This is a genomic window from Bacillus cereus group sp. Sample62, assembly GCF_036851315.1.
Classification (GTDB): domain Bacteria; phylum Bacillota; class Bacilli; order Bacillales; family Bacillaceae_G; genus Bacillus_A; species Bacillus_A wiedmannii.
The window spans coordinates 3,917,553-3,939,241 of the sequence record NZ_JAFLPK010000001.1 but is presented as its reverse complement, the minus strand read 5'-3'; the positions used below and the strand labels follow the sequence as shown (position 1 = coordinate 3,939,241).

Genomic DNA, 21,689 nt, shown 5'->3' with positions numbered 1-21,689 from the left:
TTGTGGATTTTATATATGCATTTCTTGTAGGAGGCGCCATTTGTGTAATTGGACAGGTATTGTTAGATTTCGCAAAGTTAACACCAGCCCATTTAATGGCTACCTTTGTAGTTATAGGAGCAGTTTTAGATGGATTCGGATTGTACGATAAGCTTATAAAGTTTGCTGGTGCTGGTGCGACAGTTCCTATTACAAGTTTTGGACATTCACTATTACATGGGGCAATGCATGCGGCAGAAAAACACGGATATATTGGGATTGGTATGGGTATGTTTAGTTTAACGTCTGCAGGCATTTCTGCAGCGATATTATTTTCATTTTTTGTAGCACTTATATGTAAACCGAAAGGATAAATCAAATGAGACGAAGGGTTGTTTTGGTCACAGATGGAGATGAATATGCAAAGCGGACAATTGAGCTTTTAACGAAGGAATTTGGGGGAAGGTGTATTTCAGCATCACAAAGTAATCCAACCAAATTGACAGGGAAGAAAGTTGTTGAGCTTATTATGCAAACGCCATATGACCCTGTATTTGTCATGTTTGATGACAGTGGATTTATTGGAGAAGGATCTGGTGAAAAGGCTTTAAAATATGTAGCCACACATAAACAAATTGATGTACTGGGGATTTTGGCAGTAGCGTCTAATACACATCATTGGGAATGGGCACGTGTAGATGTCAGTGTAGATCGGAACGGGGATTTAACCGAATACGGTGTTGATAAATTTGGACTTCCAGATGGTGAAATTGGCAGAATTAGCGGAGATACAATTTATTGTTTAGATGATCTGAATGTTCCTGTCATTGTGGGAGTTGGTGATATTGGTAAGATGTGTGGAAACGATGAATGGGAGAGAGGATCACCTATTACTAGAAAAGCGATTCAATTAATTTTGGAAAGGAGTGGTTTTTATGACGAAACCTAAAAAAGTGGAAATCCCTATTTCATCTTTCATAAGTGATAATGAAAATTACTTAAAGCAAACAGCTGGACTAGGTGTTACATATGACGTTGGCATTCGTAAATTTCAAATTTTAAATAAAGAAATTGGTGTGTTATTTGTAAACGGACTTTGTGATACAAATTATATTATCCCTATTTTAGAAGAAGCGGTGGATACAAATGAGATAAGGGATGTAGAAGAAGATACAGTGAAGCTTTTAGAGAATCGATTAATCCATCAACAAGTAAGTAAAGTGAAAACGATGGATGAGGTAATGCTTCAAGTATTATCAGGACTCATCGTTATATTTGTGGAAGGTGAAACGGAAGCGTTCGCAATAGATGTTCGTAGTTATCCGGGCCGGACGCCGACAGAACCAGATACAGAAAAGGTAGTACGTGGTGCAAGGGATGGATTTGTTGAAAATATCGTTGTAAATACAGCGTTAATTCGTAGAAGGATACGTGACCCACGTCTTCGAAATGAAATGATTCGAGTAGGAGATAGATCACAAACGGATGTTTGTATTACATATGTACAAGATGTTGCAAATCCGGATTTAGTTAAGATTATAAAACAAGAATTAAATAACATTGAAGTAGACGGGATTACGATGGCGGATAAAACGATAGAGGAATTTGTAGTTAAACAAGGCTATAATCCCTTCCCGCTTATTCGATACACAGAAAGACCAGATGTAGCAGCAAATCATCTACTAGAAGGACATGTGTTAGTACTCGTTGACACATCACCAAGTGCTATGATTACACCGACAACATATTTTCATCATTTACAGCATGCAGAAGAGTTTAGGCAAAATCCAGCTGTAGGTACATTTTTACGTTGGGTACGTTTTTTAGGTGTTATATTTTCACTGTTCTTATTGCCATTTTGGTTAGTGTTTGTTTTTGATCCAACTCTTTTACCGGAAAGTCTTGCTTTCATTGGACCGAACAAGATGACACATTTACCAATCTTATTACAAATTTTGATGGCCGAAATCGGACTCGAATTTTTAAGGATGGCTGCCATTCATACACCGACATCATTGTCGTCTGCAGCAGGATTAATTTCTGCCATATTAATTGGTCAAATTGCCATTGATGTAGGTTTGTTTGTACCAGAAGTAATTTTATACGTAGCAGTTTCTATGATTGGAGCATATGCAACACCGAGTTATGAACTAGGGCTTGGGAATAAAGTCGGAAAGCTATTTGTCATTATTTTGACAGGTATATTTCATGAAATGGGATTTGTAGTTGGAATGACGATACTGATTTTATTTTTAACGTCTATAAAAAGTTTACAAACACCGTATTTATGGCCGTTTTTACCATTTGATTGGGGAGCGTTAACAAAAATTCTACTCCGTCCAACGATGTCTAGTTTAAAAGTGCGCCCAAGTATTGTAAAACCTCAAAATGTAAGAAGGCAAAAATAAGCAGGATTAATCTCCTGCTTATTTTTTATCGAAAATTTATAGTTTTTTAACAAAAATCAAACATTTTTTGTGTACACTTAGAGTAGATATTGTGTATGGAAGGGGAAGAGGACATGATTAAATTATTTGTAAGTGATTTAGATGATACGCTCGTTTACAATGTGAATCATATGCAAAAAGAAGATGAACGTGCACTTTGTTGGTTAGCTGAAAAAGGGACAAATATTTGTTTTGCCTCTGGCCGCTTTACTCATCGAATTAATGAAGTCGTAAATAGGTTTGCCTTCCCGTATTACACAACTAGTTTAAATGGAGCAACGATGTTACTGCCGGATGGAAAAATATTTCATGAATCAAGTTTTGAAGATGGGATTGCCCAGGAAATATATCGATATATCCATAAAAAGGGACTAGCAGATATTGTTTGTGCAAATGAGCACCGGTATACAAAAAGAAAGAATGAACATCATCATACTTTTGAAACGTATATGGGCGTGCATATTGCTGAGATAGAAGCATTAGAAGAGGAATTTGGTAAGACTGTGCATCCTGCGAAATTGTTTGTTTTTGGGGAAGAAGAGACAATTGCAGCATTAGATCAAGAGTTACGAGATACATTTCAGAGCGAAGCGGAAGTTTTTATGTCTGGTAAACGCTATGTTGACATTATGCCAAGGGGAGTAAGTAAAGGGAGTGCTTTAAGGCGACTAATGGAACATTTACAAATTGAAGCAAATGAAGTTGCGTGCATTGGAGATTCTTTCAATGATATTTCTATGTTTGAAGTAACTCCGCATTCATTTACTCTACATCATGCTCATCCATATGTGAAGGAGAAGGCAAATCATATTGTTCGTTCGGTCGAAGAAGCTGTTATGAAATTGCCATTACTTGTATAAAAAAGAAGCTCGTCACTGACGAGCTTCTTTTTACTTGAATAACGATTTAACAAAATCAATGATACTTGAGAAGAAATCTTTAACTTTATCTAGGAAACCTTGCCCTTCTTCAGATCCTAAAAAGGCAGAAACGTGTTCTTTTGCTTTATTTAACTGACTGCCAACTTGATTCCAATCGATATTAAGATTTTTCATTTTATCAAATAGCGCAACTAAGTTATTTAACTGTTCATCCGTTAATGTAATACCAAGTTGATCCGCAATTTTTTGAATTAATGAACGTAAATCTTCAGTCGTTTTTGGCTGTTCTTTGGCAATTTCTTCTTTAATTTTTGCAACAAGTTGAACTGCTTTTTCTTCACCAATTTTATCGCCGAGCTGGGCTGTTTGCACCATTTCTTCATTGGCTACTTTTTTTACTTCCTCAGGAATTGCTTTGTTCGATGTTGTTTCATAGGCTTTCATTAAACCGGTTAAAGCAGCAGTTCCTGAAACTTTAAATGGTGCAGTAATTTGAATTTCTGCATCTTTCACACCTGCTGTAATAAGTGCGTTTGTGTACATTGCATCTGTTATCGAATTAATGTTTTTTGAACGTACAATGAGACCAGAACCTGGCTTTGTGTATGTAATCATAGAAGAGGAAATTGCTCTCGTACCAATTTGCGCTTTTGGAACAATCCCTTCTAGAAATTTATGTTCTTCCGCATTAGACACAGTAATGATTGTAGCATCTTTTGGTGCTTTCATTTCTTTTAACAGATCTTGTTTTTGTTGTTCAGACAAGTTTTCTCCTAGTGTAACAATTGATTCTCCTTCGATGATGTCTGCAAACGAAGCTGTTGGCATCATAAATACCGTTACAGCTAATAGCAGAGCTAGTAATTTCGTTTTCACGAAAAATCGCTCCCTTTCTCTTTCTAAAATTTTCGGGCAACACAGTTATTATAGTATATATTTTTTATTTGTCACCTAGCTTTTTCCACATTTCAAAAAAGAAGTATCTAGATTGTCGGATTCTTTTTGTTTCTAGTCATGAATGTGGTAATATAGTGCTGAGATAGTTGAAAGGAGACATATACGTATGAAAACTTTAGGATACATATTAATGGAAAATGGTGAAAAAATCGATTTAGAATTTTTCCCAGAAGAGGCACCAAAAACAGTAGAAAACTTTAAAAAACTAGCAGAGCAAGGATTTTATGATGGTGTGACATTCCACCGCGTTATTCCTGGCTTCGTAAGCCAAGGTGGAGATCCAACAGGAACAGGTGCAGGTGGCCCAGGCTACTCTATCCCATGTGAAACTGATGGAAATCCTCATAGACACCTTGTAGGTTCACTTTCTATGGCTCATGCTGGCCGTAACACAGGCGGTAGCCAATTCTTTGTTGTTCATGAGCCACAACCGCATTTAGATGGTGTACATACTGTATTCGGTAAAGCAACAAGCGGTATTGAAACAGTATTAAACATGCGTCAAGGCGATGTAATGAAAGAAGTTAAAGTTTGGGAAGAATAAGTTAATGGGAAAAGAGAGCTATTGCTCTCTTTTTTGTTTTTTAATAGGAATGGGTATTTCGGTTACAGTACATGATACAAGTAGTAATGTTTTTGTAGTGAAAATATGTCGCTTATGAGAACAAAATTTTAACAAATTACATAGAATACATTAGATTACATGTTTCAATAAATATTTTTATTACATTAATTTTGCTAGAATTCATTTGCTCTCAGGTGATGAATATTGAAGTGGTAATGAGCGATGGATGTTCCTTTTCGCTTTCATATAACAACGTTTCTCCTTCTATCTACTTAGAAAAAATAGTACTGAAACATATATTTGACTTTCTTCTTTTCGCTTTGTATGATTATCAAGTTGTTTTAGGCCCTTCTCACTCTGTTGAAAATATTGTAAAATGAATGTGATATGAAAAGAGTGGTTGAGGGGATTAATAGTTTGTAACTTTTGTAAGAAGGGATAAGGGTTATGTTAATTCGTTTTAAAAAAAGTTATGAAAAGATTGCAATGGGGCTTCTTTCATTTATGCCAACCGAAAAAGATGTGAAAACATTACAATTGACTATGAAAGATTATGAAGCAAAAGATGATTGGCAATTGTATTTGTGGAAACAAAACGAAGATTTTGTTGGGATAATGGGGATTGTAAAAAAAGAGAATCAAGTGTTGGAAATTCAGCATTTGAGTGTGAACCCGTCTCACCGTCATATGGGTATTGGGACGAAGATGGTTCAAGAGTTAAAGAGTAAATTTCTTGAGTTTACAATTTGCGGAAATGAGCAAACAGCAAGTTTTTGCAAAAAGTGTAAAGGGCTAGAACAAAATATACATTCGTGAAAGCAGAGATAAGTAGTTTATTATCTCTGCTTTCTTTTTTGTAATTGTTCGTTTCGTTCAGCGATGACCTCTGTTCGATCACGTAATGTGTGCTTATGTATTATATATTCATTAGAAGTAGCATTCACGTCTTTCCAAGTAAGGTTTTGTTTCTGACATAATTCCATGCAGTACTTTTCTAATGCTGTATCCGATAATGGTAAAAATAACGGTGTAAAACTCTCTTCTTTCTGTATAGATTGCAATCTAGCCTGGAGTAAGCATAGAAGTTGTGTCTGATTTATTCCTAAACGTAGTAAAGATGCACTGTTTTTTTCTAAAATCTTTATGGCGCTTTTCATCATTTTCTCTGCGCCATTCCAGTTAGAGCGTCTTTGATGGTATAAAGAAACTGCAATTTGAATAAGACCGACTAAATAATTATCACGATTTTCTCTCGGTTTTATTTTCCAATATTCTTCAAGTATTTCGTGGCATTCAAAATAATCATAATCTCCGTGAAAATGAATTAAAAATTGGATGTATTCGGTAGGATACATTTTCTTCACCCCTGTTTAACGGTTATAAATACAAGTGTATCATAGAAATATAAACAATAAACGACTAGGGAATTTTCCCTAGCCGTTATTGTTCATATTAGCAGAAGCAAGCTGCCCCTACAATAATTAGTAAAATAAACAATACAACAAGTAATGCGAACCCACCGCTAAAACCGCAATCAACGTGACCCATAGTTTTTTGACCTCCTACATTGTTCTTACTACACTGTTATCATATGAAGCGGTGGGCATGATGACATAGGCATAGGTCTATTTTTAATTAAATTTCTTAAAAAGGTTGGATAGAACATGAGTATGCTCTATACTTATGTTGTTATAGAAAAAATGTGGTGGGATGCTTTGTGCAGTATAATTTTAAAGTAGAGGCTTTTGAAGGGCCTTTAGATTTATTGTTACATTTAATACATCGTTATGAAATTGACATTTATAATATTCCTGTAGCGGAAATTACAGAGCAATATTTATCTTATGTTCATACGATGAAAGAACTACAATTAGATGTTGCAAGTGAGTATTTAGTAATGGCTGCGACTTTATTACAAATTAAAAGTAAAATGTTGTTGCCGAAACATGAAGAAGATGTACTTGATAACGGTGATGACTTTATAGATGATCCTCGTCAAGAATTGATGGAGAGGTTAATTGAATATAAGAAATATAAGCAAGTTGCTACTGAGCTAAAAGAAAGAGAACAAGAAAGAGCACAGCTATATACACGTCCGCCAATTGATTTTACATCGTTACAACAAGAAGAGGAGACAAACTTGCCTCTTGATGTTACGTTATATGATATGCTAGCGGCATTTCAAAAATTAATGCGCCGTAAAAAAGCAAAGAAACCTGTAACAACACGTATTACTCGTCAAGAAATACCAATTGAAAAGCGCATGATTGATATTTTAAAACAGTTAGAAATACAAGGTGGTCGTCAAAGTTTTTATGATTTGTTTGTTGATGATGAACGAGAAATAATGGTTGTAACATTTTTAGCGGTTCTTGAGCTTATGAAAAATCAACAAATCATAATTGAACAAGAACATAATTTTGATGAAATTTTCGTATCAAGCTCTACTAAATCTGCATAGAGTTAGTATGGAAAATGGGATGGAAATAATATATCTCATGCTAGGTTTGAATGTATCGTTTGGAACAAGAGAAAAAATATTGAACCGAACGCATTGATTGTGATTCGGTTTTTTGATGTGTATTTTTATGGAGAAAATTGGAGGAAGGAGCTCGTAAAATGGATAGAAAAGAACAGAAATCAATCATTGAAGGGCTTTTATTTGTTTCTGGTGATGAAGGGATTTATCCAGAACAAATAGCAAAAGTGCTTGAAATTGAAGGAAATGAAGTAATCGATATTTTAGAAGAAATGCAAAAAGAATGTGAAGGTGCACACCGTGGTTTGCAAATTGTGCAGTATGCAAAAGTATATCGTTTTGCTACAAAGAAAGAACATGCTTCGTACTATCAAAAATTAATAGATATCCCAACAGCTGCTTCACTTTCTCAGGCTGCTTTAGAAACGTTAGCGATTGTGGCATATCGTCAACCTATTACAAGGACTGAAATGGAAGAGATTAGAGGGGTGAAAACCGATAAGGCGTTACAAACGTTAGTTTCACACTTACTTATAAAAGAAATGGGAAGAGCAGAAGGGCCAGGGCGTCCTATTTTATATGGAACAACGAAAGAATTTTTGGATACATTTGGATTGAAAACATTAGATGATTTACCGGCACTTTCTGAAGAGAATGAACAAATGAATGAAGCAGATTTATTCTTTGGTTCTTTACAGGAGATATCGAAATAAAAGCTTAGCATTTTGCTAAGCTTTTTTTGTATATCAATTATATACCGTGCCATACTAATTGAAAAAAGGAGACGAGTTATGAGAAGTATGCGAAGTATTTTATTGTTAGTTTCTGTTTTGTTATGCTTTTCTTTAAATAGTGCATCGGCCAAAAGATATATGATGTCTATTCATACCGCGTCTCCTTTACATATGCAGCGGCAACATTTTGGTAAAATGAAAGTGAGTTTTTTAAAAGTTGGGCAAGGTGATGCGACACTTATTACATTGCCAAATGGACAAACGATGTTAATTGATGGGGGACCTTATGAAGCAGGTGAGGTTATCATTCAAAAACTAATCGAAAAAGGGATTAACCATTTAGATGCTATCGTCAGTACGCATCCTGATATGGATCACATTGGAGGACTCATTCCGATTGTAGAGCAAATGCCAGTATCACTTATATTAGATAGTGGAAAAACATATAGTTCTTTTACGTATCACACATACCGGAATCATATTAAAAAAAGAGGAATTCCTTTCGTTTCAGTAAAAGAGGGACAATACATACCGCTAGATCCGCATGTTTCCATACAAGTATTAAACAATGGGAAATCAAAAGATGAAAATAATGAATCTTCAATTGTGTTAAAGGTACGATACGGAAAAGCGGATTTTTTACTAATGGGTGATGCTGATGTGCGGACGGAAACTGAAATATTAAAGCAATTTGATGTACATGCAGATGTGTTAAAGGTGGGACATCATGGCTCCTATACTTCAACAAGTGAAATGTTTATAAAGAAAGTAGAACCACAGTTTGCGATTCTTTCATATGGAAGCAGAAATCCGTATGGCCATCCGCATCAAAGTGTAGTGAGACGTTTAAAACAGCATGGTATAATGATATATGGAACAAATAAACGTACAGTAGAAATGGAAACAGACGGCGAGCATATTACAATAGGCTCTAGTGGATTAATGCCATTACTTAAGTGAGTAATATGATAGGGGATATTCTCCCTTTTGGGAAAACTGAATAACATATATTATAATTGCAAGAGACGTACTAAATTTCCTTTTTGTTAAACAAAGAGGAAATTTTATTCGAATGTATAGACAACTACTCGTGCATATATTAAGATGGAATTAGGCGAATAAGGTAATAATAACAAGTAGGTATTTCATGGGAAAGGATCGATGAAAATGAAAACGCAAGTTGTCATCAATGCCAAAATTTATACAGGTCAAGAAGTAGTGGAAAACGGATTTATTCGTTACGCAGAAACAATTAAAGAAATTGGTTTGATGGCTCAATATGTATCACAAGAAAATGAAGCGGTTTTAGATGCGGCAGGGAAGATTGTGATTCCAGGTATGATTGATGTTCATATTCATGGTGGATACGATATTGATGCGATGGATGCAAATAGCGATGGATTAGTAACTCTAGGTAAAGAAATGTTAAAAGAAGGAGTTACAACTTACTTTCCAACAACAATGACACAAGCTCCAGAAGCAATCGAAGCGGCACTACATGCTGCGAAGGAAGCGAAAGAAAAAGGAGCACATTTCGAATATATTCACTTAGAAGGACCGTATGTTTCAAAAAAACGTGCAGGTGCACAACCACTTGAACATATTGTTCCTGCGAATATTGAACAATTTAAACAATGGCAGGAAGCAAGCGGGAATCTAATTAAATTAGTAACATATGCACCTGAAGAAGAAGGTGCGTTAGAGTTTGAGCAGTATCTTGCTGAAACTGGTGTTGTTGGCACAATGGGGCATACAGATGCAATTGATGCGCAACTAAAAAATAGAAACATTACACATGCAACGCATTTATACAATCAAATGCGTGGATTACATCACCGTGAACCAGGAGTTGTTGGTCATGTGTTATTAAGTCCAGATGTAATGGTTGAAGTAATTACAGATGGTATTCATATTCACCCTGATATGGTGAAATTAGCATATAAGTTAAAAGGACCGAAAAAAGTAAGTGTTATTACTGACGCAATGCGTGCAAAAGGTCTTGAAGATGGATTATATGAGCTTGGCGGACAGCCAGTACATGTAAAAGATGGTAGTGCTCGATTAGAAGATGGAACGTTAGCTGGTAGTATTCTAAAAATGGATCAAGCTTTCCGAAATGTAATTGAATTTACAGGTTGTTCAATCGAAGAAGCAGTACTGATGACATCAGTAAACCAAGCAGAAGAGTTTGGATTAAATCATAAAGGTGCATTAGCGGTAGGAAAAGATGCAGACTTTGTTGTGATGAATGAAGATTTACATGTATATGATACGGTTCGTTTAGGAATTCATATGAAGGAAGGGAAGTAATTAAATGAATATTCTTGTTGTAAAAACTCCAGAAGAACTAGCTGAAGCAGGTTATAAATTAATTGAAGAAGTTGTAAACACAAAAGAAAATCCAACATTAGGAATGGCTACAGGAAGCTCTCCATTAGGTATTTATGCAGAAATGCGAAAAAATAAACTTGATACAAGCCGTGTAACCACTGTAAACTTAGATGAGTACGTAAATTTACCACATGAAGATAAAAACAGCTATCACTATTTCATGCAAGAACAGTTGTTTGATCATCTTCCATTTAAACAAACTTATGTACCAAACGGGATGGCAAGTGATTTAGAGGAAGAGTGCAAACGTTACGAGGGCATTCTAGCTGCTAACCCAGTTGACCTACAGATTCTTGGAATCGGTGAAAACGGTCACATCGGATTTAACGAACCAGGAACACTGTTTAATTCTCCAACAAACATTGTTGAATTAACAGAATCTACACGCCAAGCAAACCTTCGCTTCTTCGAAAAAGAAGAAGATGTGCCAACGCATGCGATTACAATGGGAATTGGAAGCATTATGAAAGCGAAACAAATTCTACTTGTTGCTATGGGTTCTAAAAAGGCAGAAGCTCTTAAAGAATTATTGCAAGGTGAATATAGCGAAGCGTGTCCTGCTACAGTTTTACAACGTCATCCGAATGTAACCGTAATCGCTGATCAAGAAGCTCTATCTTTATGCAGTGAGGCGATTGCTGATGAACATCGACAAGTATTCACCATTTCCGATCTATTATCAGATTCAAGAGTGGGTGAAACAGCTAATTGAGGACGGCGAATGGAAGCCGGGAGATAAAATCCCATCTGAGAATGAACTTTGTGATAAGTTCGAAGTGAGTCGTATGACAATCAGACAGGCGATTAATAATTTAGTGGAACAAGGTTATTTATATCGGAAACGTGGAATCGGTACGTTTGTCCAACTTCCGAAAGTGGAACAAAAATTGCAAGGAATGACGGGATTCACAGAAGATATGATTTCTCGTGGGATGAACCCAAGTAGTCAATTACTTAGTTTCCGCCTAGTTCCAGCTACTGCGAAAATAGCAGACCGGTTGAGAATACAGGAGGGAGAGTCGGTTTATGAAGTGAGGCGTATACGCTTAGCTGATGATGAACCGATTGCTTTTGAGACGACATATTTGTCGCCAGCTCTTGTAAAAGATATTAACGAAGAAATATTGCAACAATCTTTATATGAACATTTAGAGAAAAAACTGGGCTTTAAACTCGTTAGCGCTACTCAATCAATTGAAGCTTCAATTGCAACGGATAATGAAGCTGAACATCTGCATATTCCTAAAAAGGCGCCAGTGCTTGTAATGCGTCAATGGTCATATTCAGAAGGTGAAGTACCGTTAGAGTATGTGAAATGTATTTATCGTGGAGATCGTTATAAGTTTATTACAAACATCGCACGTAACAAATAATATATTTCAGTTCGTGAAGTACAGTTAATGTCAAATTGTTTAACATGTAAAGAAAAAATACGACTCATCCTTATAAGGAGTGAGTCGTATTTTTATTATGAGCAATTACGTGGTTAACAGCATCTTTAACTGTATTTACTACATAGTGAGCGTGTTCTTTTACTGCTTCATCTGCTTGAGACATAGCAAAACTGTGAGGAGTTAAAGAAAACATCGGGATATCATTATAAGAATCCCCTATGCAAGCAACTTCCTCTGGTTGTAGTTGAAACTCTTTTAATAAAACAGAAATAGCAGCCCCTTTACTAATATTAGGTGGCATTACATCTAAACATTGTTCTGCTGAGATGAATGTACTAACTTTTCCGTGGAATTGTTCATCAATTTTTTTCTGAAGGAGTTGTAAGCTTTCCTTTGTTCCACCGACAGAGATTTTATTTGGAAAAATTGTATCATCAATTTTCTGTAATAGATGCGGTTCTTCAACAGAAGTCATCGTTACTTGTTGTTCAAGTTCATGAATAAATGGTGTTTTCTCTTCAATGTAATAATTATGCTCATCACTTACATAACGAAAATAAGGATCTTCATTTGTCATTGCTAGCAGATCAGGTAGAATACTCGAATCAAATGTTGCAGATAATAGTTGCTTGTTTTCATGTGTGTACACGAAAACACCATTTACACTAATGCGATGGAAATTTGTATTTACAGCTTTCATTAAATCTGCAATTTCATTATCTAGTCGGCCAGAAGCGAAACAAAGAATAACATTTTGCTCAGCAAGACTACGAAGTGCTACAAGATCCTGTTCGTCAATTAATCCTCCGTGTTGCATCATTGTACCATCGATATCACTTACAAACATTTTAATCATGTTGTTATCCCCTTTCTATGTACAGTTGCTCTTACATTATACGCATCATATATAAACATGTCTAAAAAATGAATTTTTATGAAATGGTAGATGTTTTACATTGACGACAAAGAAGAATGTTCTGTAACATAAAAGCAGGCTATTTAAGTACGAGGGTGGTGTTATATGAGTAATTATCTAGAAATTAAAAAAGTTTTAAATAATAATGTCATCATTGCTAGCCATCCTGAACATGAGGAAGTAGTAGTGATCGGTAAAGGAATTGGATTTGGGAAAAAAGCGAAAGACATATTGGAGCAAGAACAAATTGAAAAAATGTTTGTTTTAAAAAATGAACGTGATCGTGAACAATACAAACTGTTAGTGCCGCATGTGAGTGAAAAATTAATTGAATTAATGAATGATATTATGTTCTACATTCAAGAAAAAGCAAAATCACCATTGAATGAACATATTCATATCGCTTTAACAGATCATATTTCTTTTGCGATTAAGCGGTTAAAACAAGGACTTACAATTGATAATCCTTTTTTAGTTGAAACGAAAATGCTCTATCCAGAGGAATATGAAATTGCTGAAGGAGTCGTAGACCTTTTAAATTCTCGTTTGCAAATTACATTGCCAGAAGGAGAAATTGGTTTTATTGCACTCCATATTTACAGTTCACTTACAAATTCAGATTTATCTTCAGTTAATCAAAACTCCCGTCTCATTGCACATCTTGTATCTTTAATTGAGACAAACTTACAAATTACATTAGACCAAGAAAGTATCCACTACTTACGCCTTATTCGTCATTTACAATATGCTATTGAACGGGTGAAAAAAGGGGAGAAAGTAGAGGAATCACAAAGTTTTGCTGATTTATTAAAGGCGGAATATCCCGTCTGTTATAATTTAGCTTGGAAGCTAGTTAAGGTCATGCAAAAAGAATTGCAACTTCCTGTGTATGAAGCAGAGAGCATATATTTAACGATGCACCTGCAGCGCTTAGTGAAAGCAGAGCATGTGTAAAAAGACATATATTTTTGTCTAAAATGAAAACGTTAAAAAAAATCATTGAATCGCTTACAATAGTTATGTATAATAACTATTGCAAAGTTATACAAATTTCGACAAACACATTAAGGTAAGTAACGAAAACGTTTGCCTTAATTATAGTGAACTTATACGTAAACCTATTTTTGACACGTGTTACTGATTCGATCAGGCATGAGTGGAGAAAAGTAAGGAATGTAAGCTAGAGAAAGGGATATACTACCCTTTGTATAGCTATCGTTCTATCTTTTTTTCCACATGTCTTTTTGACGTTTGTCGGAAGGTATCAATATAGATAAGAGAGGAAGGGTTTCCATGTTTAAGAAGATCTTTGGTGTTCTTCAAAAAGTCGGAAAAGCGTTAATGCTTCCAGTAGCGATTTTACCGGCAGCAGGTATTTTACTTGGATTTGGTAATGCATTTCAAAATCCACAGTTAACAAATGTTATTCCTGCTTTAAAAGCAGATTGGTTCGTAATGGTAGCAAAAATTATGGAACAATCTGGTGATATTATTTTCGCTAACCTTGCATTATTATTCGCAGTTGGGGTGGCAATTGGTTTAGCTGGTGGAGACGGAGTAGCTGGATTAGCAGCGTTCGTCGGCTACTTAATTATGAACAAAACGATGAGTGTGTTCTTAGAAGTAGATAAGCTAGTAAAAGTAACAAGTTCTGGAGCAGACCCAGTAAAAATTGGATTTACAGATCCAGCATATGCAAACGTATTAGGAATTCCAACACTACAAACAGGAGTGTTTGGTGGTATTATCGTCGGTATAGTAGCGGCATATTGCTACAATAAATACTTCAACATTGAATTACCATCATACTTAGGTTTCTTCGCAGGTAAGCGTTTCGTACCGATCGCAACTGCAACATTCTCTTTAGTAGTAGGTATAATCATGTGTTTCATTTGGCCATACATTCAAGGTGGCTTAAATACGTTCTCACATCAAATGATTGATGCAAATAGAACATTAGCAGCATTCATATTCGGTTTAATTGAACGTTCATTAATTCCATTTGGATTACATCACATTTTCTATTCACCGTTCTGGTTCGAATTCGGTCAGTATACAAATGCAGCTGGCGAATTAATCCGTGGTGACCAAAAAATCTTTATGGCACAGTTAAAAGACGGTGTAGAATTAACAGCAGGTACATTTACAACTGGTAAGTATCCGTTCATGATGTTCGGTCTTCCAGCAGCAGCATTAGCAATGTACCATGAAGCACGTCCTGAAAATAAAAAATTAGCAGCAGGTATTTTAGGCTCTGCTGCATTAACATCTTTCTTAACAGGTATTACAGAACCACTTGAATTTTCATTCTTATTCGTAGCACCAGTACTATTCGGAATTCACGCAGTATTCGCTGGTCTATCATTTATGACAATGCAAATTTTAGGTGTTAAAATTGGTATGACATTCTCTGGTGGTTTAATCGACTTTATGTTATTCGGTGTACTACCAGGCCGTACAGCATGGTGGTGGGTAATTATTGTTGGTCTTGTACTAGCAGTTATTTACTACTTCGGATTCCGCTTTGCAATCCGTAAATGGGATTTAAAAACACCTGGTCGTGAAGTAGCAACTGCGAATGACGGCGCAGGTAAAACAGAAGCAGGAGAACTTCCACGTGAAGTATTAGTAGCACTTGGTGGTAAAGAAAACATTGCTTCTTTAGACGCTTGTATTACTCGTTTACGTGTTCAAGTTAACGAACAAAAGAATGTAAACAAAGATCGCTTAAAAGAGCTTGGAGCAGCTGGTGTACTTGAAGTTGGAAATAACATTCAAGCTATTTTTGGACCGAAATCTGACACATTAAAATCACAAATTCATGATATTATGTCAGGTCGTACACCTCATGTTGAAAAAGAAGAGCCTGTAAAGGTAGAAGAAACTCCTAAACAAGTTGATGAAAACGAAACAATCGTATCACCAATTGAAGGAAAAATCTTATCGATTACCGAAGTACCTGATCAAGTATTCTCAGGAAAAATGATGGGAGACGGATTTGCAATTGAGCCAACAGAAGGAACAGTAGTTTCTCCAGTTAACGGTGAGATCGTCAACGTATTCCCTACAAAGCATGCGATTGGTATTCAATCTGAAGGCGGAAAAGAAATTTTAATCCACTTTGGTATTGATACTGTAAAATTAAATGGTGAAGGTTTTGAAGCACTTGTAGCACAAGGCGACAAAGTGAAACAAGGACAACCATTATTAAAAGTAGATCTTGCATTTGTAAAAGAAAATGCACCATCTATCATTACACCAATTGTCTTTACGAATTTACAACAAGGACAACAAGTAGAATTGAAAAAAGATGGAAATGTTAAGAAGGGCGAAAACGCTATTATTGACATTCAGTAGGAATTTGACGCAAAATGTTTATAATTATAATAGGCGATGTGGTTGACCGAACATCGCCTATTATATACAATAGATGATGTAGTACTCACGTCTATACAACTAAAAAATACTGTAATTTAAAGGAGATAAATTATCATGGAAAAAATCTTTAAAGTAACTAGCGACTCAGGAATTCATGCTCGTCCAGCAACTCTACTTGTAAACACTGCAAGCAAATTTGGTTCTGACATTAACTTAGAGTATAACGGAAAAAACGTTAACTTAAAATCAATCATGGGCGTTATGTCTTTAGGCATTCAACAAAACGCAGAAATTAAAATCACTGCAAATGGTGATGATGCAGCTCAAGCACTAGCAGCTATCGAAGAAACTATGAAAAACGAAGGATTAGGAGAATAATGACTCTTAACATTCAAGGGATCGCTGCATCAAGTGGGATTGCTATTGCAAAGGCTTTCAGACTTGAGAATCCTGAATTTAACATCGAAAAGAAATCAATTACAAACGAAGCTGCTGAAATTGCACGCTTAGACGCTGCGCTTGAGAAAGCAAAAACTGAATTAGAAGCAATTAAGGACCATGCTTTTGCTGAGCTGGGTGCTGATAAAGCTGCGATCTTTGAAGCACATTTATTAGTGTTAAATGATCCAGAACTAGTAAACCCAGTAAAAGATAAAGTGAATAGTGAAAAAATAAATGCTGAATTTGCAATGGATGAAGTTGCATCAATGTTTATTTCTATGTTTGAAAACATGGATAACGAATATATGAAAGAACGTGCTGCGGACATTCGTGACGTAACAAAACGTGTTCTTGCACATTTACTAGGAATTAACTTCTCAAATCCTGGTACAATTTCTGAAGAAGTAATCATTATTGCTGAAGATTTAACACCATCTGATACAGCTCAGTTAAACCGTAAGTATGCAAAAGGTTTTACAACTGATATCGGTGGACGTACATCTCACTCTGCAATTATGGCTCGTTCTATGGAAATTCCTGCAGTTGTTGGTACGAAAGTTGTTATGGAGAAAATCCAAAATGGCGATATCGTAATCATCGACGGTTTAGATGGAGAAGTAATTGTAAATCCATCAGAAGAAACTCTTCGTTCTTTTGAAGAAAAGAAAGCGAAATTTGAAGAGCAAAAAACTGAATGGGCAAAATTAAAAGACCAAGCTACTGTAACAAGTGATGGACATCACGTTGAGCTTGTTGCAAATATCGGAACACCAAATGATGTACAAGGTATTATCGATAATGGCGGAGAAGGCGTTGGTTTATACCGTACAGAATTCTTATACATGGGCCGTGACAATCTTCCAACAGAAGAAGAGCAGTTCGAAGCGTATAAAGCAGTTCTTGAAGGTGTAAAAGAAGGTCAACCTGTTGTTGTTCGTACACTTGACATCGGTGGAGATAAAGAACTTCCATACTTACATTTACCAAAAGAAATGAACCCATTCTTAGGATACCGTGCAATTCGCTTATGTCTTGATGAGCAAGATGTGTTCCGTACACAACTTCGTGCATTACTTCGTGCTAGCGTATACGGTAACTTAAAAATTATGTTCCCAATGATTGCAACTCTTGATGAGTTCCGTCAAGCGAAAGCAATCTTATTAGAAGAGAAATCGAAACTTGTAGAAGTGGGTACAACTGTTTCTGATTCTATTGAAGTGGGTATGATGGTTGAAATCCCAGCTTCAGCAGTATTAGCAGATCAATTCGCAAAAGAAGTTGATTTCTTCTCTATCGGAACAAATGACTTAATCCAATACACAATGGCTGCAGACCGTATGAACGAACAAGTAGCTTACTTATACCAACCGTATAACCCATCTATTTTACGTCTTGTAAAAATGGTTATTGATGCGGCTCATAAAGAAGGCAAATGGGCTGGTATGTGTGGTGAGATGGCGGGAGATTCACTTGCTATCCCATTATTATTAGGATTAGGTTTAGATGAGTTCAGTATGAGTGCAACATCTATTCTTCCTGCAAGAACACAGCTAAGCAAGTTGTCAAAAGCAGAAATGGAAACATTAGCAGAAAAAGCATTAATGATGTCAACTGCTGAAGAAGTTGTTGAACTAGTTAAAAGCATATAATCAATAAAAAAACCTGAGTCGATTTGAAATCGGTCTCAGGTTTTTTCTATGAGAAAAGTAAATCTTATTTTCTTACTATAGAGGATAAGGAACGGAATTAGATAGCGATAGCAACGATATCAGTTGGGCATACACGTAAAATACCAGTAAAAGTATTTCGATTTTGATTGTTCTTATCGTCTTTATTATTATCTTTATCGTCTTTGTTATTACGAGCTAAAGCAGAGAAAAGAGCAACGCCGTTAGCGAAACCTTCAAAAATTACATTGTTGAATGTTCCGTTACCTCTAATGCTTAAAAGAGAAAGTTCTGTTCCAACTGAAATGCTAGCAAGTACGTTACATACAGCTGGTTGTTGTGGTTTTACCTCTCTCTCTTTCTCGCGATGGTCACGATGGTCGCACTCTCTTTCACGATGATGACAGTCTCTAAAGTTATCACAGCATCCAAATGATCCAAACATAATCCTCATCACCCCCTTCACACTTATAATCTATGTAAGTTCGGTAATGAGTGACTGGACAGAGAGTGGAATTTTTTCTGGGGGATTTTCTCATTTTAAAAGACTAGCTGGGTGTTTAGTACGGAATGATGTTTAAAATAGGGGAAATATCACAAAAAAGTGTAAAGACCACCGAAATGAATGAAATAGGTAGGCTTTACACTTTTTTACTTTTATATAAAACGATGATATATACAGGGAGAGCTAAGAGTAATGGTGCAATGGATCTTGCAGTATGTTTTTCTGCGTCTAATTGGAAAGTTTCTTCTTTTGGGAATTGTAACACTGATATGTTTGTAGCATCACCAATAAAATATAACAGCAGTACAGTTACTATGTAACTTAAAAGTGCGATAAAGCTTCCGTATGAACTCAATGAAAATCCCTCTCTTGTTATCTATTTGTTATCATTGTATCATAATTGTAACAAAAACACACGGTTATATTTCGATGCTTTAACAAAATTCGACACGAAACGCCATTTATGTGTATGGGAATAGCATGAAATTTACTATTTTTTTATGTATAGATGTCGAATAATACATTGTAATATTACGGATGTGTGACAGGATAAAAAAGAAACGAAGGCAATGAAATTGCCTTCGTTTCTTTTTTGTCCCGTATTAACGCAGTAAGCCCCTAATATTCATTAAAGGTTCACTTTGTTATTTTGCCCATTCACTCACTTGCTCTACGCTCATTCGTGGTGCAGGGTGGCCTTTTAAAGTTGATTCACCAATTGTAATAAGCATAATTGGTACGTAACGAGATGAAACATTGAATTCTTCTGTAAGTGCTTGTGGGTTGAAACCACCAATAGCACAAGTATCCCAGCCAGTTGCTTTAGCCGCAAGCATAAGTTGCATTGCTGCTAAAGATGCATTTGAAAAGGCTGCATCTCTTGGGAATTGCTCACGAGCATATGCAGACTCAATATTTTTAGCTAAGCGCTCTTTTGCTTCTTCTTTCATAAATCCTTGTTCTACAATTGGACCATAAACTGGTTCAACGTTTTTATAAGCTTCTAAATCACCTAAAATAGCGACTACAGCAGAAGCATCAAGTATTTGTTGCTGGTTATAAGCAATTGGATGCAATCGTTTCTGTACATCTTCACCTTGGAATACAAGGAATTTCCAGTGCTGCAAGTTCCAAGCAGAAGGTGCTTGAGCAGCTCCCTTTAAAATCTCGTGTAACTCTGTAGATGAAATTTCTTTCTCTGGGTTGAATGCACGTGTAGATGTGCGTTCGTATAGAACATTAAAAAAGTTGTCGTTTGTCATTATATATCCTCCAAGTAACATATCAAATTATAAAAAATACATGTAATATATTCTACTTACATTTTGTAAGTTGTTGAATTTAAGAATATAATATCTTTATTTTAATTGTCAAGTTTTAAAAAGGAAGCTAGGGCATTCATACAAACGATACAATTCCTATAATCATACACTAAAAAAGGAATTTATAGAGAAAAAGCGAAGAGAGCATTCTCAATTAGCTTGTTAATATGTATCCCTCACTCATTAAAGTATTTAGAGAACAGTCTTTTTATAAAATATTTGTGAGGAATGCAGTAGAACAAGATATATGAAGTGAGTGAAGACTAGTGATGAACATACTACATTTTTTATTAGAGAATACGGTTTTCCAAAATGTATTACAAGATCTTCAGTTAAATGTCCTTTATATAGAAAATGGATGCACACATCAACAAACGATAGAAAATATTCATCCAAAATGTATGTTTATAGCAAATAGTTTTGAAGAAGGAGAATTATTGTATCAGAGGACTAAACCACATATTGTAATTATGTATATAACAGATTTTTCTCAAATAAAATATATAAAGAATATGTATAATCCACAGAGTACATTTATTGTCATTTGGGATCAACAGATAACAAGCGAGTTTGCAGAGGTGCTTACGTTAGGAATACGTAATATTGTGATAGCCCCTGTGACCCCACAAATGGTGTTAGAGGAAGTGAATAAGAGTTTGTATCAGCTTTCTTTAGTGCGGCAAGTAAGTTTGCAACAAGAACTACTTCAAACGATGTTTGATTTTCAAAATGATCTATTATTTATAGTAGAAGACGATGAGATTGTTGATTGTAATACAAACTTTTTAGAGTTTTTCGGATATGAAAATTTATTTGCCTATCGTGAGCAACATTTAGTATTTGCTGAACATTTTATTAGAGAAAACGGATACTATTCAACAACCCATGATATAACATGGTTAGATGATACATTATCATATGATAGAAGAATTAAGATGTCCAATTATGAAGGGGAAGTTTCAACTTTTTTATTGCGTGCGACACCACTGCCAGAAGATTTATCAAGATTTATTGTGAAGTGTACAGAGATTACAGAATTAGATGAAATCTATCAAGAACAAGAAAGGCTTGCTATGATAGATTCGTTAACAGAGATTTATAATCGTTTGAAGTTCCAACAAATACTAGAGGCAGAATGGGATAATGCAATGCGTAACGATGAAAAAATAGCACTTATTTTATTTGACATAGATAATTTTAAAACAGTAAATGACACGTATGGCCATGATTTTGGTGACTTAGCATTAATTCAGCTTGCAGAGCTTATGAAATCTAAAGTGGAGCAGCAACATGTATTTGCAAGGTGGGGAGGAGAAGAATTTATCATATTAGTAACTAATACAGTAGAAAAAGAAGCATTTCAGGTTGCGGAATCATTACGATTTTTCATTGAAACAAAGCATTTCTCCGGAATTTCGAAATTAACAGCGAGTTTTGGAGTCGCGTTATATGAACAAGGGATTACAAGAGAAGAATTAATGCAAAGAGCGGATATTGCATTATATGAAGCGAAAAAAAATGGGAAAAATCAAGTGTGTGTATATAGAAAAGAAAAAAAGTGATTTTTCGCAACAAATTGTTGCGATTTTTTTTTATTGTTCGATAATAGAATGTGGGGGGTATTTTGGACGAA

At 35.5% G+C, this 21,689-nt stretch carries 25 protein-coding genes; 18 read left to right on the top strand and 7 right to left on the bottom strand.

Annotated features, from left to right (window positions below):
* Positions 1-2 precede the first annotated feature (2 nt).
* The 4 genes from spoVAE (at position 3) to J0835_RS19910 (ending at position 3,286) form a co-directional block, all read left to right on the top strand.
* The gene (gene spoVAE, locus J0835_RS19925) at positions 3-353 is read left to right on the top strand and encodes a stage V sporulation protein AE (RefSeq protein ID WP_000345909.1); all 351 of its coding nucleotides are present in this window, start codon (positions 3-5) and stop codon (positions 351-353) included.
* 5 nt (positions 354-358) lie between these two features.
* Positions 359-928 carry a stage V sporulation protein AE gene (locus J0835_RS19920; protein WP_087981775.1) on the top strand — a complete coding sequence of 190 codons (570 nt, stop codon included), beginning with the start codon at positions 359-361 and terminating at the stop codon, positions 926-928.
* The gene (spoVAF, locus tag J0835_RS19915) at positions 915-2,387 is read left to right on the top strand and encodes a spore germination protein SpoVAF (protein ID WP_048562394.1); all 1,473 of its coding nucleotides are present in this window, start codon (positions 915-917) and stop codon (positions 2,385-2,387) included. The genes J0835_RS19920 and spoVAF overlap by 14 nt, the downstream gene beginning before the upstream one ends.
* A gap of 95 nt (positions 2,388-2,482) precedes the next feature.
* Complete coding sequence (locus J0835_RS19910) at positions 2,483-3,286, top strand: Cof-type HAD-IIB family hydrolase (protein WP_140386882.1); 804 nt, start codon at positions 2,483-2,485, stop codon at positions 3,284-3,286.
* A 30-nt stretch (positions 3,287-3,316) separates the two neighbouring features.
* Here J0835_RS19910 and J0835_RS19905 read toward each other — a convergent pair whose 3' ends face one another.
* On the bottom strand, positions 3,317-4,183 hold the full coding sequence (locus J0835_RS19905) for a DUF1002 domain-containing protein (protein WP_087981773.1): 867 nt from the start codon (positions 4,181-4,183) through the stop codon (positions 3,317-3,319).
* Positions 4,184-4,370: 187 nt separating this feature from the next.
* Here J0835_RS19905 and J0835_RS19900 point away from each other — a divergent pair, with 187 nt between their 5' ends.
* The 3 genes from J0835_RS19900 (at position 4,371) to ribT (ending at position 5,645) form a co-directional block, all read left to right on the top strand.
* Complete coding sequence (locus J0835_RS19900; RefSeq protein WP_000853785.1) at positions 4,371-4,808, top strand: peptidylprolyl isomerase; 438 nt, start codon at positions 4,371-4,373, stop codon at positions 4,806-4,808.
* A gap of 218 nt (positions 4,809-5,026) precedes the next feature.
* Entirely contained in the window at positions 5,027-5,209 is a 183-nt protein-coding gene (locus J0835_RS19895; RefSeq protein ID WP_087981772.1) for a hypothetical protein, read from the top strand.
* Positions 5,210-5,276: 67 nt separating this feature from the next.
* Positions 5,277-5,645 (top strand): GNAT family N-acetyltransferase RibT, encoded by a 369-nt coding sequence (gene ribT / locus J0835_RS19890; RefSeq protein WP_000908397.1) that lies wholly within the window; start codon positions 5,277-5,279, stop codon positions 5,643-5,645.
* Positions 5,646-5,665: 20 nt separating this feature from the next.
* On the opposite strand, the gene J0835_RS19885 is transcribed toward ribT, so the two are convergent.
* Positions 5,666-6,184 carry a DUF309 domain-containing protein gene (locus J0835_RS19885; protein WP_087981771.1) on the bottom strand — a complete coding sequence of 173 codons (519 nt, stop codon included), beginning with the start codon at positions 6,182-6,184 and terminating at the stop codon, positions 5,666-5,668.
* A gap of 97 nt (positions 6,185-6,281) precedes the next feature.
* Positions 6,282-6,377, bottom strand: coding sequence for a YjcZ family sporulation protein (locus J0835_RS19880; RefSeq protein WP_000510194.1), 96 nt, complete (start codon positions 6,375-6,377; stop codon positions 6,282-6,284).
* Positions 6,378-6,546: 169 nt separating this feature from the next.
* On the opposite strand from J0835_RS19880, the gene scpA reads away from it, so the two are divergent.
* The 6 genes from scpA to phnF all read left to right on the top strand — a co-directional run bounded on the left by scpA (position 6,547) and on the right by phnF (position 11,806).
* A complete protein-coding gene (gene scpA / locus J0835_RS19875; RefSeq protein WP_001199757.1) occupies positions 6,547-7,290 on the top strand; it encodes a segregation/condensation protein A in 744 nt (247 codons plus the stop codon).
* Positions 7,291-7,448: 158 nt separating this feature from the next.
* Entirely contained in the window at positions 7,449-8,021 is a 573-nt protein-coding gene (scpB, locus tag J0835_RS19870; protein WP_000375162.1) for a segregation/condensation protein ScpB, read from the top strand.
* A gap of 78 nt (positions 8,022-8,099) precedes the next feature.
* Positions 8,100-9,002 (top strand): ComEC/Rec2 family competence protein, encoded by a 903-nt coding sequence (locus J0835_RS19865; protein WP_046957457.1) that lies wholly within the window; start codon positions 8,100-8,102, stop codon positions 9,000-9,002.
* Positions 9,003-9,209: 207 nt separating this feature from the next.
* Positions 9,210-10,352 (top strand): N-acetylglucosamine-6-phosphate deacetylase, encoded by a 1,143-nt coding sequence (gene nagA / locus J0835_RS19860; RefSeq protein WP_087982723.1) that lies wholly within the window; start codon positions 9,210-9,212, stop codon positions 10,350-10,352.
* A 4-nt stretch (positions 10,353-10,356) separates the two neighbouring features.
* Positions 10,357-11,145: a glucosamine-6-phosphate deaminase gene (gene nagB / locus J0835_RS19855; RefSeq protein ID WP_087981770.1), complete on the top strand. Its 789-nt coding sequence runs from the start codon at positions 10,357-10,359 to the stop codon at positions 11,143-11,145.
* A complete protein-coding gene (phnF, locus tag J0835_RS19850; RefSeq protein WP_002194085.1) occupies positions 11,075-11,806 on the top strand; it encodes a phosphonate metabolism transcriptional regulator PhnF in 732 nt (243 codons plus the stop codon). The genes nagB and phnF overlap by 71 nt, the downstream gene beginning before the upstream one ends.
* A 70-nt stretch (positions 11,807-11,876) precedes the next feature.
* Here the strand turns inward: phnF and J0835_RS19845 are convergent, their stop codons facing one another.
* On the bottom strand, positions 11,877-12,683 hold the full coding sequence (locus J0835_RS19845) for a Cof-type HAD-IIB family hydrolase (protein ID WP_087981769.1): 807 nt from the start codon (positions 12,681-12,683) through the stop codon (positions 11,877-11,879).
* A 165-nt stretch (positions 12,684-12,848) separates the two neighbouring features.
* Here J0835_RS19845 and glcT point away from each other — a divergent pair, with 165 nt between their 5' ends.
* The 4 genes from glcT (at position 12,849) to ptsP (ending at position 18,211) form a co-directional block, all read left to right on the top strand.
* Positions 12,849-13,697 (top strand): glucose PTS transporter transcription antiterminator GlcT, encoded by an 849-nt coding sequence (glcT, locus tag J0835_RS19840; RefSeq protein WP_048546230.1) that lies wholly within the window; start codon positions 12,849-12,851, stop codon positions 13,695-13,697.
* 339 nt (positions 13,698-14,036) lie between these two features.
* A complete protein-coding gene (gene ptsG / locus J0835_RS19835; protein ID WP_087981768.1) occupies positions 14,037-16,100 on the top strand; it encodes a PTS glucose transporter subunit IIABC in 2,064 nt (687 codons plus the stop codon).
* Positions 16,101-16,235: 135 nt separating this feature from the next.
* Positions 16,236-16,499: a phosphocarrier protein HPr gene (gene ptsH / locus J0835_RS19830; RefSeq protein ID WP_000411080.1), complete on the top strand. Its 264-nt coding sequence runs from the start codon at positions 16,236-16,238 to the stop codon at positions 16,497-16,499.
* Entirely contained in the window at positions 16,499-18,211 is a 1,713-nt protein-coding gene (gene ptsP, locus J0835_RS19825) for a phosphoenolpyruvate--protein phosphotransferase (protein WP_087981767.1), read from the top strand. The genes ptsH and ptsP overlap by 1 nt, the downstream gene beginning before the upstream one ends.
* Before the next feature lie 97 nt (positions 18,212-18,308).
* Here the strand turns inward: ptsP and J0835_RS19820 are convergent, their stop codons facing one another.
* The 3 genes from J0835_RS19820 to J0835_RS19810 all read right to left on the bottom strand — a co-directional run bounded on the left by J0835_RS19820 (position 18,309) and on the right by J0835_RS19810 (position 19,996).
* Complete coding sequence (locus tag J0835_RS19820; RefSeq protein WP_000468033.1) at positions 18,309-18,674, bottom strand: DUF3915 domain-containing protein; 366 nt, start codon at positions 18,672-18,674, stop codon at positions 18,309-18,311.
* A gap of 196 nt (positions 18,675-18,870) precedes the next feature.
* The gene (locus tag J0835_RS19815; RefSeq protein WP_000100492.1) at positions 18,871-19,089 is read right to left on the bottom strand and encodes a hypothetical protein; all 219 of its coding nucleotides are present in this window, start codon (positions 19,087-19,089) and stop codon (positions 18,871-18,873) included.
* A gap of 289 nt (positions 19,090-19,378) precedes the next feature.
* Positions 19,379-19,996, bottom strand: coding sequence for a nitroreductase family protein (locus tag J0835_RS19810; protein ID WP_000180385.1), 618 nt, complete (start codon positions 19,994-19,996; stop codon positions 19,379-19,381).
* 329 nt (positions 19,997-20,325) lie between these two features.
* Here J0835_RS19810 and J0835_RS19805 point away from each other — a divergent pair, with 329 nt between their 5' ends.
* The gene (locus J0835_RS19805) at positions 20,326-21,618 is read left to right on the top strand and encodes a GGDEF domain-containing protein (protein ID WP_140386881.1); all 1,293 of its coding nucleotides are present in this window, start codon (positions 20,326-20,328) and stop codon (positions 21,616-21,618) included.
* Positions 21,619-21,689: the final 71 nt, after the last annotated feature.

Coding starts and splice junctions, on each gene's coding strand:
- J0835_RS19810 (WP_000180385.1), bottom strand. CDS start 19,996: ATGACAAACGACAACTTTTTTAATGTTCTATACGAACGCACATCTACA.
- J0835_RS19910 (WP_140386882.1), top strand. CDS start 2,483: ATGGAAGGGGAAGAGGACATGATTAAATTATTTGTAAGTGATTTAGAT.
- ptsG (WP_087981768.1), top strand. CDS start 14,037: ATGTTTAAGAAGATCTTTGGTGTTCTTCAAAAAGTCGGAAAAGCGTTA.
- glcT (WP_048546230.1), top strand. CDS start 12,849: ATGAGTAATTATCTAGAAATTAAAAAAGTTTTAAATAATAATGTCATC.
- J0835_RS19845 (WP_087981769.1), bottom strand. CDS start 12,683: ATGATTAAAATGTTTGTAAGTGATATCGATGGTACAATGATGCAACAC.
- J0835_RS19920 (WP_087981775.1), top strand. CDS start 359: ATGAGACGAAGGGTTGTTTTGGTCACAGATGGAGATGAATATGCAAAG.
- ptsH (WP_000411080.1), top strand. CDS start 16,236: ATGGAAAAAATCTTTAAAGTAACTAGCGACTCAGGAATTCATGCTCGT.
- nagA (WP_087982723.1), top strand. CDS start 9,210: ATGAAAACGCAAGTTGTCATCAATGCCAAAATTTATACAGGTCAAGAA.
- J0835_RS19865 (WP_046957457.1), top strand. CDS start 8,100: ATGAGAAGTATGCGAAGTATTTTATTGTTAGTTTCTGTTTTGTTATGC.
- J0835_RS19885 (WP_087981771.1), bottom strand. CDS start 6,184: ATGTATCCTACCGAATACATCCAATTTTTAATTCATTTTCACGGAGAT.
- J0835_RS19805 (WP_140386881.1), top strand. CDS start 20,326: ATGAACATACTACATTTTTTATTAGAGAATACGGTTTTCCAAAATGTA.
- J0835_RS19895 (WP_087981772.1), top strand. CDS start 5,027: ATGAATATTGAAGTGGTAATGAGCGATGGATGTTCCTTTTCGCTTTCA.
- nagB (WP_087981770.1), top strand. CDS start 10,357: ATGAATATTCTTGTTGTAAAAACTCCAGAAGAACTAGCTGAAGCAGGT.
- J0835_RS19900 (WP_000853785.1), top strand. CDS start 4,371: ATGAAAACTTTAGGATACATATTAATGGAAAATGGTGAAAAAATCGAT.
- ribT (WP_000908397.1), top strand. CDS start 5,277: ATGTTAATTCGTTTTAAAAAAAGTTATGAAAAGATTGCAATGGGGCTT.
- phnF (WP_002194085.1), top strand. CDS start 11,075: ATGAACATCGACAAGTATTCACCATTTCCGATCTATTATCAGATTCAA.
- scpB (WP_000375162.1), top strand. CDS start 7,449: ATGGATAGAAAAGAACAGAAATCAATCATTGAAGGGCTTTTATTTGTT.
- spoVAF (WP_048562394.1), top strand. CDS start 915: ATGACGAAACCTAAAAAAGTGGAAATCCCTATTTCATCTTTCATAAGT.
- ptsP (WP_087981767.1), top strand. CDS start 16,499: ATGACTCTTAACATTCAAGGGATCGCTGCATCAAGTGGGATTGCTATT.
- J0835_RS19820 (WP_000468033.1), bottom strand. CDS start 18,674: ATGTTTGGATCATTTGGATGCTGTGATAACTTTAGAGACTGTCATCAT.
- J0835_RS19880 (WP_000510194.1), bottom strand. CDS start 6,377: ATGGGTCACGTTGATTGCGGTTTTAGCGGTGGGTTCGCATTACTTGTT.